Source organism: Burkholderia sp. WP9, assembly GCF_900104795.1.
Lineage (GTDB): Bacteria > Pseudomonadota > Gammaproteobacteria > Burkholderiales > Burkholderiaceae > Paraburkholderia.
This window is the reverse complement of record NZ_FNTG01000001.1, coordinates 1,365,569-1,380,509: the sequence shown is the minus strand read 5'-3', so window position 1 is coordinate 1,380,509 and position 14,941 is coordinate 1,365,569. Positions and strand designations below refer to the sequence as shown.

Genomic DNA, 14,941 nt, shown 5'->3' with positions numbered 1-14,941 from the left:
GGCGTAGCAGACTGTCGGCGTTTTCGTTTCACCCGTTGAGCGAAGAGCTGGCGTCACTGCGGCGTGCGAAAGATTCGTCGGGGCGAGCAAAACGGGAAGAGGGCAGCCGGAAGACGACAGACAGGATGCGCCTGGTTTGGTGAGTTATTTATAGCGGAGCCTGCCCGCAAACCCGCATCGAGCCAGGATTAAGCTGCTATCGCAAAGTAAACACGACCGCCTCTTTCATGCATCGAGCGAGGTGGCTCACCGGGTAATGCTAACGGTCAGGAACTGCGAACGATTCGCCGACCATCTGTTCGCTCTTACGCCACAGCGCTTCTGCGTTGACCGGGTCGAGCGCATAGCCTCGAACGCCCTCGCTGACAGGTGTAATCACGGCCTCGTCAGGAACGACATTGCTTACGTGACAGTTCTCGCAGTATCGGCCGCCGACGTCTTCGGCAGACGCGACCACGGCAGCCCATACGGAGGTGGCTGCACCTTGTGGAACGGTCTTGAACCGGAAAGGATCTTTACCTTCGGACGCCAGCTGTTTGTTAATCGCCTCAACGAGCGCGGTCAGCTGTTCTTCGCCCATGTGACGTCCCAGTTCGGTGTGAATGCCACCTGGATGGACCGCGGCAGCTCGCACGCCTCGAGCTCGATGCCGCCGGTCGAACTCAACCGCGAACAGGATGTTTGCTGTCTTCGACCGTCCATACGCCACGAACGGCTCATATGGCGTACGCTCAAAGTCCGGGTCGTCGAGGTTGACGTTTGCAAACCGATGACCTGATGACGCGAGCATCACGACACGGCTCCCCGCCGAAAGCAGAGTTGCGAGCCGGTTCACAAGCACGAAATGCCCAAGGTGATTGGTCCCGAACTGGGTCTCGAAACCATCGGCTGTCGTGCCCTTGGGAGTCGCCATGACGCCTGCGTTGGCGATGACCACGTCGAACAGCTTGCCCTCGGCGAGTAACTTGTCGGCACAAGCCCGAACGCTGGCCAGACTCGCCAGGTCAAGCTCGATGAGCTCGATACTCCCGCCACCTGCTGCCGCTTCTCTCTGCACGCCGCTGATTGCGCGTTCCGCTTTACTCAAATCGCGTGCTGCTCCGACGACGGTCGCGCCGCGGGCAGCGAGGGCTCTTGCCGTCTCCACGCCGAGCCCGGCAGATACGCCTGTCACCAGAATTCGTTTTCCGTGAAGCTTGATGCCAGACAGTACGTCGTCGGTTGTTGATGTCGCACCAAAATGTTCGCTCATGCCATCTCTCCGTCACTGTAAGATTGACGCCACCCTGCCATCCGATAAAGCGGAGACATCCTCCGTTTCATACATAATAAACGGAGCATCTCTCCGTTTGCAAGTGCCGATTCGCCCATGACTGATTCCATACCGAAAGAACGGAAACCGAGAGCGGACGCTCAGCGCAATCGCGAGCGCATCCTTGAGGTTGCAAAGGAGGCTTTCTCACACGAAGGCAGCGATATCAGCCTGGATGATGTCGCCCGCCAGGCCGGCGTTGGTCCAGGAACGCTGTATCGCCATTTCCCCACGCGCGAAGCTTTGCTGGAGAGCGTTTATCGCGCGGAGGTCGAGCGGCTCGCGCAAGAGCAGCTCCGCCTGACAGACGAGTTGCCTGCACTCGACGCTCTCAGAGAATGGATGCTGCTGTTCGTCGATTACATTGCGACAAAGAAGATCATTGCGCCTGCGCTGAATTCGATAGTGGGCGGGGCGTCGTCCGAACTGTTCGAGTGCTCGGGAAAACAAATCAAGGCTGCAATCCGGACGCTGGTTGACCGAGCGGTTGAGAGTGGAGATGTCCGTGCAGATCTCGAGCCACTGGACCTTCTGCGCGCACTGGTTGGAGTATCGAACGTAGCTTCGGCTCCAGACTGGCAACAAAGTGCTAGGCGACTGGTGGGCATACTATTACTCGGATCCAAACCGATCGACGGATAGGCGCTGTCCTTGTCAGAACTCCGAACGAACACCTGTTTCGGCAGGATTGCTGTTGGCCGGGCAGCGTCGGGGAACGGTGCGGCGCCGGCACTAGCGCGTATCCGGGAACGTCCCGTCCATCAAACCAGAACGTGACCGCTGTCGACAACGATGACCGGTAAAGTCAAGCGACTCGCCGCGCGTGCCAGGAGGTAGTCGTTTCAACGCCCCCGCGACGCCCCGGCTTTGCCTGAGAGAAATGCCGGGGGGTGCTGTTTTCCATTTCGGAGGAAAGATGCTGCGGGGGATCTTGCAGTGAATTCCCTGGCGGGCATCGACCACCTGCGTGACGGAGAAGTCCGCGGCGACGCTCATTAGCGAATAGGCGTCGTCGCGTGAGAGGCCTTGCTGTTCCGTAAGCAGCAGCAACATGTCGCGTGAAGCGTTTTTGGTCGCGACGTCGAGGTCTTCGTCGAAGCCGTGGACGATCCGTAGTCCGGCGTTTCCAGCAACGGCGAGGGAAACCTGAAGTCGCGCCGCAGCACGATCTGGAACATCACATTGAGGGACGCCTCGATCGCGGTGCGGCTGATTTCGCCATCGCCTTGCGATACATGCGGGTCGCCGATCGAGAACAATCCGCCGTCCACGGCGACAGGGTAGTACATGGCGGAGCCCGCGCCGATGCGCCAGTTATCAATATTGCCGCCGTGCGCGCCCGGCGGCACGGTGCTCACGCGACCTGCCACGTCAGGCGCGACGCCTGCCGTGCCCAGATGACGGCGCACCGGTACGCGAATGCCTTCAAGCGCAAGTTCGCGGCAGCAGTCGCGGATCTCCGAGCGTTTGCCCGGCACGAGATATTTGCCGGGATAGTCATACGCATACAGCGCGGGAGCCGTGTTCGATGCCTGATCGAGTTCGTAGATAGTGACGCGTTCCTTCTCGAAGTCAGTGAACAGATGGCCCCAATGCGCGGCGAGATTCGAACCGTAGTTGAAGCGCGGAATCATTTGCAGATTGATCGGCTCTGGTGCAAATGGCGGAGCTTGTCGAGGAAATCTGTTTTGATAGGATGCCTCATTGATCCGAGAGGAGCACATTCCAAACCACAGGCACAGTGATGTCCTCGAGGCGAAGTTGGGTGAGGCTAAATTGTCCTTTGCGAAGGCGATGCATCAATTCAACACCCGCCAGCGTGATCGCGGCGTTCCTGAATTGCTTGGAACTACGCATGACGCTCGTGCGTGACTTGATGTTGACAATGCCTGACTTCTCAGTGACGAAATCCAATTCAGCAGCCCCCAAAAAGAAATTTTCAAATGTACTTGACGGGGTGGTGGCTGATCTTCATAATTCGCCTCCCGTTAGATGACGGACGCGAAGAAAGCAGAGCTCTCCAAGCGAATGATCTTTAAAAATTAACAGCCGATAAGTGTGGGCGCTTGATGCGCGATGCGAGGTGGATCTTTCGGGATCTGCCGGCAAGCAAAAGTATCAAGTCTCACACAGTAATGAAAGGAAGGTTTGACTGTCGCAAGATGGTTGGATCATTCGTCAGTACGTTGAGTGAGCGACCGGTTCTTAACGGAACCGAAAAACAGTAACAGGTTTGAACTGAAGAGTTTGATCCTGGCTCAGATTGAACGCTGGCGGCATGCCTTACACATGCAAGTCGAACGGCAGCACGGGGGCAACCCTGGTGGCGAGTGGCGAACGGGTGAGTAATACATCGGAACGTGTCCTGTAGTGGGGGATAGCCCGGCGAAAGCCGGATTAATACCGCATACGATCTGTGGATGAAAGCGGGGGATCCTTCGGGACCTCGCGCTACAGGGGCGGCCGATGGCAGATTAGCTAGTTGGTGGGGTAAAGGCCTACCAAGGCGACGATCTGTAGCTGGTCTGAGAGGACGACCAGCCACACTGGGACTGAGACACGGCCCAGACTCCTACGGGAGGCAGCAGTGGGGAATTTTGGACAATGGGCGAAAGCCTGATCCAGCAATGCCGCGTGTGTGAAGAAGGCCTTCGGGTTGTAAAGCACTTTTGTCCGGAAAGAAAACCTCGTGGTTAATACCCGTGGGGGATGACGGTACCGGAAGAATAAGCACCGGCTAACTACGTGCCAGCAGCCGCGGTAATACGTAGGGTGCAAGCGTTAATCGGAATTACTGGGCGTAAAGCGTGCGCAGGCGGTCCGCTAAGACAGATGTGAAATCCCCGGGCTTAACCTGGGAACTGCATTTGTGACTGGCGGGCTAGAGTATGGCAGAGGGGGGTAGAATTCCACGTGTAGCAGTGAAATGCGTAGAGATGTGGAGGAATACCGATGGCGAAGGCAGCCCCCTGGGCCAATACTGACGCTCATGCACGAAAGCGTGGGGAGCAAACAGGATTAGATACCCTGGTAGTCCACGCCCTAAACGATGTCAACTAGTTGTTGGGGATTCATTTCCTTAGTAACGTAGCTAACGCGTGAAGTTGACCGCCTGGGGAGTACGGTCGCAAGATTAAAACTCAAAGGAATTGACGGGGACCCGCACAAGCGGTGGATGATGTGGATTAATTCGATGCAACGCGAAAAACCTTACCTACCCTTGACATGTATGGAACCTGGCTGAGAGGTCAGGGTGCCCGAAAGGGAGCCATAACACAGGTGCTGCATGGCTGTCGTCAGCTCGTGTCGTGAGATGTTGGGTTAAGTCCCGCAACGAGCGCAACCCTTGTCCCTAGTTGCTACGCAAGAGCACTCTAGGGAGACTGCCGGTGACAAACCGGAGGAAGGTGGGGATGACGTCAAGTCCTCATGGCCCTTATGGGTAGGGCTTCACACGTCATACAATGGTCGGAACAGAGGGTCGCCAACCCGCGAGGGGGAGCCAATCCCAGAAAACCGATCGTAGTCCGGATCGCACTCTGCAACTCGAGTGCGTGAAGCTGGAATCGCTAGTAATCGCGGATCAGCATGCCGCGGTGAATACGTTCCCGGGTCTTGTACACACCGCCCGTCACACCATGGGAGTGGGTTTTACCAGAAGTGGCTAGTCTAACCGCAAGGAGGACGGTCACCACGGTAGGATTCATGACTGGGGTGAAGTCGTAACAAGGTAGCCGTATCGGAAGGTGCGGCTGGATCACCTCCTTTCTCGAGCTAACGCGTCAATGTGTTGAGCGCTCACGCTTATCGGCTGTGAAATTTAGACAGACTCAGGGGTCTGTAGCTCAGTCGGTTAGAGCACCGTCTTGATAAGGCGGGGGTCGATGGTTCGAATCCATCCAGACCCACCAAAGTCTTGTCTGGTGTGCTGATCGATAACCTCTGGGTATCAACAGGTAGAGATTATCTGTGCATGACTGGGGGATTAGCTCAGCTGGGAGAGCACCTGCTTTGCAAGCAGGGGGTCGTCGGTTCGATCCCGTCATCCTCCACCAATCCTCAATGCGTAGCGTTCTGTGAGAAGCAGAGCGTTGTGCATTGGCGATTGAGCCAGTCAGAGTGATACGCGGTTATAGCAACTGCGATATCGGCTGTCGTTCTTTAACAATCAGGAAGAAGTAGTAAAGAGATTCACGAAAGATCACTTAGAGATGGGTGGTTGAGTAGGTGAATCAGGGTTGTGATTGTATCAATGTATGAAAAGGTGATCGAAAGATTGCCTTGGAATACGGCGCAACACGAATACTCAACCTGTAGCGATTGTGGCGAGCGTGTGATTCCCAGTGGATCACACATGAGACACACCCGTTATAGGGTCAAGCGAACAAGTGCATGTGGTGGATGCCTTGGCGATCACAGGCGATGAAGGACGCGGTAGCCTGCGAAAAGCGGTGGGGAGCTGGCAAACGAGCTTTGATCCACCGATATCCGAATGGGGAAACCCGGCCCGTATGGGTCATCCGTAGCTGAATACATAGGCTACGTGAAGCGAACGCGGTGAACTGAAACATCTAAGTAACCGCAGGAAAAGAAATCAACCGAGATTCCCAGAGTAGTGGCGAGCGAAATGGGACCAGCCTGTACTCTTTATCTTCATTGTTAGTCGAAGGCTCTGGAAAGTGCCGCCATAGCAGGTGATAGCCCTGTAGACGAAAACAGCGAGGAAGAACTGGGTGTACGACAAGTAGGGCGGGACACGTGAAATCCTGTCTGAAGATGGGGGGACCATCCTCCAAGGCTAAATACTCGTGATCGACCGATAGTGAACCAGTACCGTGAGGGAAAGGCGAAAAGAACCCCGGGAGGGGAGTGAAATAGATCCTGAAACCGCATGCATACAAACAGTCGGAGCCTCGCAAGGGGTGACGGCGTACCTTTTGTATAATGGGTCAGCGACTTACATTCAGTGGCAAGCTTAACCGATTAGGGCAGGCGTAGCGAAAGCGAGTCCGAACAGGGCGTTCAGTCGCTGGGTGTAGACCCGAAACCAGGTGATCTATCCATGGCCAGGATGAAGGTGCGGTAACACGTACTGGAGGTCCGAACCCACTAACGTTGAAAAGTTAGGGGATGAGCTGTGGATAGGGGTGAAAGGCTAAACAAACCTGGAAATAGCTGGTTCTCTCCGAAAACTATTTAGGTAGTGCCTCGTGTATCACCTTCGGGGGTAGAGCACTGTCATGGTTGTGGGGTCCATTGCGGATTACTACGCCATAGCAAACTCCGAATACCGAAGAGTGCAATCACGGGAGACAGACATCGGGTGCTAACGTCCGGTGTCAAGAGGGAAACAACCCAGACCGCCAGCTAAGGTCCCCAAATATTGCTAAGTGGGAAACGAAGTGGGAAGGCTAAAACAGTCAGGAGGTTGGCTTAGAAGCAGCCATCCTTTAAAGAAAGCGTAATAGCTCACTGATCGAGTCGTCCTGCGCGGAAGATGTAACGGGGCTAAGCAATATACCGAAGCTGCGGATGCATATTTATATGCATGGTAGGAGAGCGTTCCGTAAGCCTGCGAAGGTGCATTGAAAAGTGCGCTGGAGGTATCGGAAGTGCGAATGCTGACATGAGTAGCGATAAAGGGGGTGAAAGGCCCCCTCGCCGTAAGCCCAAGGTTTCCTACGCAACGTTCATCGGCGTAGGGTGAGTCGGCCCCTAAGGCGAGGCAGAAATGCGTAGCTGATGGGAAGCAGGTTAATATTCCTGCACCATTGTTAAATGCGATGGGGGGACGGATCGCGGAAGGTTGTCCGGGTGTTGGAAGTCCCGGTCCTTGCATTGGAGAAGGCGCTTAGGCAAATCCGGGCGCGGAATTCAAGGGTGTGAGGCCATTCACTTCGGTGAAGAAGCAACTGGAAGTGGTTCCAAGAAAAGCCTCTAAGCTTCAGTTTAACAAGACCGTACCGCAAACCGACACAGGTGGGCGAGATGAGTATTCTAAGGCGCTTGAGAGAACTCGGGAGAAGGAACTCGGCAAATTGGTACCGTAACTTCGGGATAAGGTACGCCCCTGTAGCTTGACTGGCCTGCGCCAGAAGGGTGAAGGGGTTGCAATAAACTGGTGGCTGCGACTGTTTAATAAAAACACAGCACTCTGCAAACACGAAAGTGGACGTATAGGGTGTGACGCCTGCCCGGTGCCGGAAGATTAAATGATGGGGTGCAAGCTCTTGATTGAAGTCCCGGTAAACGGCGGCCGTAACTATAACGGTCCTAAGGTAGCGAAATTCCTTGTCGGGTAAGTTCCGACCTGCACGAATGGCGTAACGATGGCCACACTGTCTCCTCCCGAGACTCAGCGAAGTTGAAGTGTTTGTGATGATGCAATCTCCCCGCGGCTAGACGGAAAGACCCCATGAACCTTTACTGTAGCTTTGCATTGGACTTTGAACCGGTCTGTGTAGGATAGGTGGGAGGCTTTGAAGCGTGGACGCCAGTCTGCGTGGAGCCGACCTTGAAATACCACCCTGGTTTGTTTGAGGTTCTAACCTTGGTCCGTTATCCGGACTGGGGACAGTGCATGGTAGGCAGTTTGACTGGGGCGGTCTCCTCCCAAAGTGTAACGGAGGAGTACGAAGGTACGCTAGGTACGGTCGGAAATCGTGCTGATAGTGCAATGGCATAAGCGTGCTTAACTGCGAGACCGACAAGTCGAGCAGGTGCGAAAGCAGGTCATAGTGATCCGGTGGTTCTGTATGGAAGGGCCATCGCTCAACGGATAAAAGGTACTCTGGGGATAACAGGCTGATACCGCCCAAGAGTTCATATCGACGGCGGTGTTTGGCACCTCGATGTCGGCTCATCTCATCCTGGGGCTGTAGCCGGTCCCAAGGGTATGGCTGTTCGCCATTTAAAGAGGTACGTGAGCTGGGTTTAAAACGTCGTGAGACAGTTTGGTCCCTATCTGCCGTGGGCGCTGGATATTTGAAGGGGGCTGCTCCTAGTACGAGAGGACCGGAGTGGACGAACCTCTGGTGTACCGGTTGTCACGCCAGTGGCATCGCCGGGTAGCTATGTTCGGAAGAGATAACCGCTGAAAGCATCTAAGCGGGAAACTCGCCTTAAGATGAGATATCCCCGGGGCTTCGAGCCCCTTGAAGGGTCGTTCAAGACCAGGACGTTGATAGGTCAGGTGTGGAAGCGCAGTAATGCGTTAAGCTAACTGATACTAATTGCCCGTAAGGCTTGATCCTATAACAGGTGTGTCTTGCGATGATCGTTAGTGCTTCAGCACTTACGAGCATCCCACCCCCGAAGGGGGCAGGGACGCCACACACGGTTGAGTGATCAGTGTTGTGCCAGAAACAACACAACCCCCCAAGCTTGCCTGGTGAGCATCACCAGAAACTACTTCTTCCAGATTGGTTGGGCTGTCCCCAGAGACAGCGCAGCAACAAGTCATGCCTGATGACCATAGCGAGTCGGTCCCACCCCTTCCCATCCCGAACAGGACCGTGAAACGACTCCACGCCGATGATAGTGCGGATTCCCGTGTGAAAGTAGGTAATCGTCAGGCTCCCCAGCAGCATCAGAAACCCCACCCCGAAAAGGTGGGGTTTATGCGTTTACGGCCGCCTGCCGCCCGCTGGCAAACGGCAAACGGCAAACGCCCGGCAGTCGTGGATAAACCGGACGAAACCTGCCGCTATAGAACGCGACAGGTTTGCCGTGTGCCATCAGATACTTCGACTGGGCCTCGAGATAGCTGAAGGTCGATTCCGTTGCCGTAAAATGCAGCGTCATCGGCCTGCCAGTCGCATCGTCGATGAACACCCAGCAGCGTGCAAGCGGGCGCCCGTTCCTCGAACCACGGATGTTCGCTGCCGTCGATCTGCACCAGTTCGCCAACACACGAGCGCCGCGCCCGCGGCTGGTAGATCTTCGGCGGGCGCTGCCGGCGTGGAATCCACAGTCCGGCATCGGTCATCAACTGCCGCACGGTTTCCTTGGCCATCCGGATGCCGTGATACTCCCAAAGCTTCTCGCACGCCAGCGTCGGGCCTAAATCGGCATAGCGCTCGCGAATGATCGCCAGCGCCCGCTGAGCCAGTCCTTCGTCCAGCTTCCGGTTGCCGGACCGGCCACGTCTGCGCGAGGCCAGTCCAGCCGCACCGGATTCCTGATAGCGGATCACCAGGCGCTCAACCTGACGCACGGTCAAGCCCAGACGTTCGGCCGCGCGACCAGGCTGAGGCCCATGTCGACAATGGCCTGGATGACCTTCAAACGGTCGAGTTCTCGCATGTTCAATGTCACCAGTGTGGCTGGACACATGGCCGACTCCGAAATCTCGCAACGGACCGACCGGCATGCCAGCGTTTAGAAACACGACATTTCTTATATGGTCGCCTCCCATTTGCAAGGTAATTGTTCATGGCGAGGAGGGTGGTTGCGGACTTATATCCGGACTCGATCGCGGGCATGCCCGCCGGCCCCAATGGATTTCGCCGCAAAGGTCCTAATCTAAATGAGCGGACTCAAGGTCCGAGAAATGTCTCAGGTTTGCCTTTGCGCGGTCCAACCTGTCTTGCCATCGTTCAATACACCTGTGCAACCGTGGATGAGATCAAATGCGGTGACAAATGGTTACTGCGCTGGCGTCGCCTGATACGTTCGCCCATAAGCCAGCAGCGCCCAGATTGTTCGCGCCATCTTGTTGGCCAGTGCGACAGCGACTACGTTCGTCGGACGTCGCGTCAACAGGAGGCGCAATCTCTCGGGCAGATGCTTCGAACTTGAGATGACAGCCCGGGCACCGTGTATGAGTAGCGTCCGTAAATACACGTCGCCACGTTTGCTGATGCCGCCAAGCCTGATCTTGCCGCCTGAGCTGTTCTGACGTGGCACCAGACCAAGGTAAGCCGCAAATTCACGCCCAGACCGGAAGTTTTTCGCCTGACCGATGACCGAGACTGCTGCAGTGGCTGTCAGCAGACCGACACCAGGAATCTCCGAGATACGTAGACACGCTTCATCACTGCGCCTCCATTCGATAATGCGTTGCTCGATGCGCCCGATCTGTTCATCGAGCACGAGCATTCGTGAGAGCTGGTCCTGGAGGCTTTCCGTGAGCATCGCCGGCAACTGGTCTGCGAGCGTTGCGAGTGCGGCTTTGGCGGCCTCGATCGAGGCACGGCGACCCTGCGGCAGGATCACGCCGAACTCGTAGAGCAGACCGCGCATCTGGTTGACCTGCATGACGCGGAACCGTACCAGTTGCTGCCGCATCCGGTGAAGCGCGAGCATCGCCTGCTGATCTTCGGTCTTGACGGCCACGAACCGCATGCCCTGACGCTGCGCAGCTTCCCAGATTGCCGCCGCGTCCGCGGCATCGTTCTTGTTCGACTTGACGAATGGCCGCACGAACTGCGCTGCAATGAGCCGCACATCGTGGCCAAGCCGAGCCAGTTGCCTTGCCCAATGATGAGCGCTGCCACAGGCTTCCATCACGACACGGGATACAGGCCGGTTGGCAAAGAACGGTAGTAGCTGCGCGCGTTTGAGAGCCTTGTTGTGGATTGCGCCGGTGTCAGAATCAACGAAATGGATCTGGAAGACGCGCGTCGCCAGATCGATGGCAATGATCGTGGGTTCCATCAGATTCTCCTTGACGGCAGGACTGCCGAACCTGCAATGTCGCACGTTCTGGAAGCGAGACCGCGGCGCCGGACAGACCGTTAAGGCGGGAGGCGACCATTCCATCTAAATGGCTAGAACACGACATTTACATAAAGCCTCCACACACAATGTCGAGGCCATTCTGAAATGTCGTAGTGGCAGCAAAGTAGAAGTGTCGTAGTTGTACCTTTGCTATCTCCTTGACGAGGTTTTGATTACAGGGTCACGAAGGCTGACCGTCGTTCTGCCAATCGCGGTGTTCAGATCATCGACAGTGATCTCCCGCTGCTTCTTTGTCCGTGCCTTGCGCTCCTTCAGCTTCGGAGCCTGCCCCTGATTGGTCCGTGACGGTGAACCTGACGCGCGACGGTTATCGCGATCGGCCTGAACCAGTTGCGCGACCTGCAGCACGTGACCCAGCCGCTTGTGGTCGACCACCGCGCCCTGATCGATCTCCGAGAGCCGGTCATAAGGCGTGCAGGGAAGGGCGACACCATCCGCGCGAACCTCAATGCGACCGTCCGGATACTCGTACACATCGACGTAGCGTCCGACCAGTCTGCGGTTCGCGTCCGTGTCATCGAGCAGGTAGATCACCCGGTCGTACTGCAGCGTCAGCGAGCGCGTGACGCGCCGCGGTTCACGCCACGTCAGGATGGTGTCGAGATTCTCATCTGTTCGCAGCGGCCGGTGAGCATTGAAAGCGCTGCGTGGTACCTTGCCAAAGCGCGTGTTGTAGTCGGCGATGAAGTGAGGCGCGTAAGCGTTGGCCGCTTCCCGCGTGTCGATCTGGCGTAGCCGTAGTTCCTTCACCAGGCGGTCCTGCAATGTCAGGTTCGCGCGTTCAACACGCCCCTTGGCCTGGCTTGAATTTGCGCACAACCCCTCAATGTTCAACTCGAACATCGCCCGGCCGAAGTGCGTCACACCTTTGCCGCCCGTGGTCGCCGTCTGTGTCGAGCGGAATACGCTCGCCTTGTCGCTGTAGAACGCGACCGGCTTGCCGTGCAGTTCCAGATACGCCCGCGTCGCCTCGAAGTAGCTGAAGGTCGATTCGGTCGCCGTGAAGTGCAGCGCCATGATCCGGCTGGTTGCGTCGTCCACATAGACCAGCAGCGTGCACGCCGGCGCGCGATCCTCGAACCAGCGATGATCGCTGCCATCGATCTGAATCAGTTCGCCCAGACACGATCGCCGCGCCCGTGGCTGGTAGATCTTCGGTGGTCGCTGCCGGCGCGGAATCCACAGCCCGGCCTCCGTCATCAGGTGACGCACCGTTTCCTTCGACAGCACCAGCCCATGACATTCGCGCAGCTTCTCGCACGCCAGCGTCGGCCCGAAATCCACATAACTGCCCCGGATCAGATTCAACGCGCGTTCCGCCGTGCCATCCGCCAGTTGGTAGTTGCTCGGGTGCCCCCGATGCCGTGACAGCAGCCCTGAGGCACCCTGGCGGCGGTAACGTACCGTCAGCCGCTCAACCTGACGCCGGCTCAGATGAAGCCGTTCTGCAGCCTGCCACGTCATCTGTCACCTTTCGGCGTAATGGCGCCGGGCATTTTCGCCGTAATGACGCCACTGGAAACGGGCAATTCGAGGGCTCGAACGGGGATCAAGGTTGCTTGATTTTGCCTCCTTTTGCAAGCTCGGTTCTGAGTGTTTCGACGCCCGGTTTGAGTCCGCGATAGCTCTCGCCGTCGAGGACGATTTTGTGAGCGCCATGACGCAAGCGGTCGAGGGTTGCAGCGCCGATCATCTTGTTACCTGGGAATGCTTCCCCCCATTCTGGGAAGTCCAAATTCGACGTTAAAATCGTTGCTGCGCGCTCATAACGCTCGGCGATCAGGTCGTGGAAGTCTTCATCGTCTGGCGAACGCAGTGGCTTAAGACCAAAGTCGTCAATGATCAGAAGTGGAAGCTTGGCGAGATACTGGAAACGACGGTCGTAAGTGCCCACGGCTGCCGCGCTGCGCAGGCTTGCTAATAATTGGCTTTGTGTTGAGAACAGCACATCGTGTCCTTGCCGAGCTGCAGCGTGTCCGAGGGCTTGCGCAAGATGGCTTTTCCCCGTTCCGCAAGGCCCGGCAATCAGGACCGCCACCTTCTCGTCAATAAATCGGCACGTGGCGAGATCATGGATAGCGGATCGATTCAGCCCTGGTAGCCGGTCGAAGTCGAATCCTTCGAGCGTCTTCTGGCTACGGAAGTTGGCGCGTCGCATGCGCAGGCTGAGCTTCTTGTTATCGCGCCGGGCTACTTCGTCGTGAATGAGCAGCGAAAGGAATTCGGTGAAGGCAAGCTTGCGATCGATGGCCTCGCGGTTTCGCGCTTCCAGCGAATCGAGGATGCCGGACAAGCGCAACTGCTTAAGCAGTGGAGTCAATTCAGGAATGGGATGCATGGCCGGCCTTATTGGAGAATGGTTTGTGTGTTGCGGCAGAAACGGCCGCCTTCGGTGTAGGTGCTCGCCAGCGCATCAAAGGCGTTTAACAGCGTCAGCTGATCCAATCCCTTTTGCAGAATGGTTTTAACGGCCGTGTAGTGCGGCGTGCCGTAGTGGTTGGCGCGCGAGCAGGCAGCTTCAAGGCGGACTGCTCCGTATTTCTGTTTGAGCCGCAAAACGCCTTGCACCGAGCGCATCTTGATTAAGACTTTGTCGCCGAAGAGCGCCTGAACCAGGGCATAGCAGGCAGGCCCGATCTGCTCAGCAGCTGCCAAACACCACTGGGTGTCCTGCAGTTGCCACGCCTGGGCAGCGGATGGCAGATGATCGTCTACCGTGCGACGGCCGCCTGCGCGAGTAAGGCGGGCGTGGGCTGCGACCGATTCCTGCCCGCGATACAGCGTCACCATGGTGTCGGTCGCCTTGAGCCACAGTTCCTGGCCGACCAGCCTATACGGGACCGAGTAAAAACTCTGCTCGAACTGGACATGAGCGTCGCGGTGCACCTTGGCCTTCGCCCACACGGCAAGCTCCGGCAGCACGTCCGGCAAGCTGATCAGCAGGCTTCGTTCAACTTCCGCGAAGCGCTTGAGCGGCATGTCGCGAGTCGTACCGTGAATGCGGTTGCCGGCTTCGTTCATCACCCACGCGTGTACCTGGCGATTGGCGTCAGCCACGCCACGAAACTCGCGTAAGGGCAAGAAGCCTCGCTTCACAAATTTGACGCCCGATTCCACGATTCCCTTTTTTTGCGGATCCCTTGGCGGACAAGCATCAATCTTGAAACCGTATCCTTCTGCGCACTCGCCGTACGCGCGTTGCACCTCGGGCTCGTAATAGCACGCGCGCGTGATCGCACACTTGCAATTGTCGATGATGACCCGAGCCGGCACACCACCAAATGCCTCGAACGCGCGCCGGTGACATCCCAGCCAGGTTGCTACCGTCTGGTCTCGGACAAACTCAACATATTGGTGGCGCGACCAGGCCAGGGTCATGACGAAGAACCATGTCTTGTGGATCTCGCCGGTGAGCGCGTCGGTCATCATCGGACCAGCGCCGAAATCAACCTGGGCCGCTTCGGCCGGCTTGAATTCCAGGCGCAGCGGCACGTCGGGCGTGTGCGATGCATCTATATGCAGAAGGAAACGATAGACCGACGAATAGCTGCCGCCGTATCCGTGGTTGCGAACGAGCGTGGAGTGGATCGTCGTGCATTGAACTCCGGTTGCCCGCCACTTGGCGATCTGCTCCCGCCACGGTTCCAACGTTGAGACGCAGCTCGATGGTAGCGGCGCCTCTTTGCGATCCAGGAAAGCGGCCATTACGTGTTCGTCGGGCAAAACCGCTTCACGCGCCAACCATCCGTTCCTGGCGGCAATCTCCCGCACCTGCGCAATCTTCTTGCGCCCCATGGTCTTCGATCGTGCGATATCCCGGTCAGAGTCGCCTCGGCGCATGCGCACCAGGATCTGTCGGTATTGGTACATCTCGAACCTTAGGTGAAG

General features: G+C 57.1%; 6 protein-coding genes, 2 tRNA genes, 3 rRNA genes and 3 pseudogenes. 6 read left to right on the top strand and 8 right to left on the bottom strand.

Features of this window, described 5'->3' with window-relative positions; translation table 11 throughout:
* Positions 1–259: 259 nt before the first annotated feature.
* Positions 260–1,252 carry an SDR family NAD(P)-dependent oxidoreductase gene (locus tag BLW71_RS06225; protein ID WP_091794138.1) on the bottom strand — a complete coding sequence of 331 codons (993 nt, stop codon included), beginning with the start codon at positions 1,250–1,252 and terminating at the stop codon, positions 260–262.
* 117 nt (positions 1,253–1,369) lie between these two features.
* Here BLW71_RS06225 and BLW71_RS06220 point away from each other — a divergent pair, with 117 nt between their 5' ends.
* Complete coding sequence (locus BLW71_RS06220) at positions 1,370–1,954, top strand: TetR/AcrR family transcriptional regulator (protein ID WP_091794136.1); 585 nt, start codon at positions 1,370–1,372, stop codon at positions 1,952–1,954.
* Between the two features lie 255 nt (positions 1,955–2,209).
* On the opposite strand, the pseudogene BLW71_RS06215 reads toward BLW71_RS06220, so the two are convergent.
* Both BLW71_RS06215 and BLW71_RS42910 read right to left on the bottom strand, forming a co-directional pair.
* Positions 2,210–2,952 (bottom strand): annotated as a pseudogene (locus BLW71_RS06215) (acetamidase/formamidase family protein); the annotation flags it as partial.
* 61 nt (positions 2,953–3,013) lie between these two features.
* Positions 3,014–3,193: pseudogene (locus BLW71_RS42910) on the bottom strand (IS6 family transposase); the annotation flags it as partial.
* Positions 3,194–3,547: 354 nt separating this feature from the next.
* On the opposite strand from BLW71_RS42910, the gene BLW71_RS06205 reads away from it, so the two are divergent.
* The 5 genes from BLW71_RS06205 to rrf all read left to right on the top strand — a co-directional run bounded on the left by BLW71_RS06205 (position 3,548) and on the right by rrf (position 8,888).
* Positions 3,548–5,080: ribosomal RNA gene (locus tag BLW71_RS06205) — 16S ribosomal RNA — on the top strand.
* Between the two features lie 66 nt (positions 5,081–5,146).
* Positions 5,147–5,223, top strand: a tRNA-Ile gene (locus BLW71_RS06200).
* A gap of 68 nt (positions 5,224–5,291) precedes the next feature.
* Positions 5,292–5,367, top strand: a tRNA-Ala gene (locus tag BLW71_RS06195).
* Positions 5,368–5,686: 319 nt separating this feature from the next.
* Positions 5,687–8,565, top strand: a 23S ribosomal RNA gene (locus BLW71_RS06190).
* Positions 8,566–8,775: 210 nt separating this feature from the next.
* Positions 8,776–8,888 (top strand): 5S ribosomal RNA (gene rrf / locus BLW71_RS06185).
* The 16S, 23S and 5S rRNA genes sit together here with 2 tRNA genes alongside, the layout of an rRNA operon.
* A gap of 119 nt (positions 8,889–9,007) precedes the next feature.
* Here rrf and BLW71_RS06180 read toward each other — a convergent pair.
* From BLW71_RS06180 to istA, 5 genes and pseudogenes are all read right to left on the bottom strand, one after another.
* A pseudogene (locus tag BLW71_RS06180) lies at positions 9,008–9,646 on the bottom strand (ISNCY family transposase); the annotation flags it as partial.
* Positions 9,647–9,958: 312 nt separating this feature from the next.
* Positions 9,959–10,969, bottom strand: a complete 1,011-nt coding sequence (locus BLW71_RS06175) for an IS110 family RNA-guided transposase (RefSeq protein WP_091794133.1) — start codon at positions 10,967–10,969, stop codon at positions 9,959–9,961.
* 213 nt (positions 10,970–11,182) lie between these two features.
* Entirely contained in the window at positions 11,183–12,517 is a 1,335-nt protein-coding gene (locus BLW71_RS06170) for an ISNCY family transposase (protein ID WP_091794131.1), read from the bottom strand.
* Between the two features lie 85 nt (positions 12,518–12,602).
* Positions 12,603–13,391 (bottom strand): IS21-like element helper ATPase IstB, encoded by a 789-nt coding sequence (gene istB / locus BLW71_RS06165; protein WP_091794129.1) that lies wholly within the window; start codon positions 13,389–13,391, stop codon positions 12,603–12,605.
* 8 nt (positions 13,392–13,399) lie between these two features.
* Positions 13,400–14,923 (bottom strand): IS21 family transposase, encoded by a 1,524-nt coding sequence (gene istA, locus BLW71_RS06160; protein WP_091794127.1) that lies wholly within the window; start codon positions 14,921–14,923, stop codon positions 13,400–13,402.
* Positions 14,924–14,941 lie beyond the last annotated feature (18 nt).

Bases quoted from the DNA above. Each gene is read 5' to 3' on its own strand.
- istB (WP_091794129.1), bottom strand. From the start codon at position 13,391: ATGCATCCCATTCCTGAATTGACTCCACTGCTTAAGCAGTTGCGCTTG.
- istA (WP_091794127.1), bottom strand. From the start codon at position 14,923: ATGTACCAATACCGACAGATCCTGGTGCGCATGCGCCGAGGCGACTCT.
- BLW71_RS06170 (WP_091794131.1), bottom strand. From the start codon at position 12,517: ATGACGTGGCAGGCTGCAGAACGGCTTCATCTGAGCCGGCGTCAGGTT.
- BLW71_RS06220 (WP_091794136.1), top strand. From the start codon at position 1,370: ATGACTGATTCCATACCGAAAGAACGGAAACCGAGAGCGGACGCTCAG.
- BLW71_RS06175 (WP_091794133.1), bottom strand. From the start codon at position 10,969: ATGGAACCCACGATCATTGCCATCGATCTGGCGACGCGCGTCTTCCAG.
- BLW71_RS06225 (WP_091794138.1), bottom strand. From the start codon at position 1,252: ATGAGCGAACATTTTGGTGCGACATCAACAACCGACGACGTACTGTCT.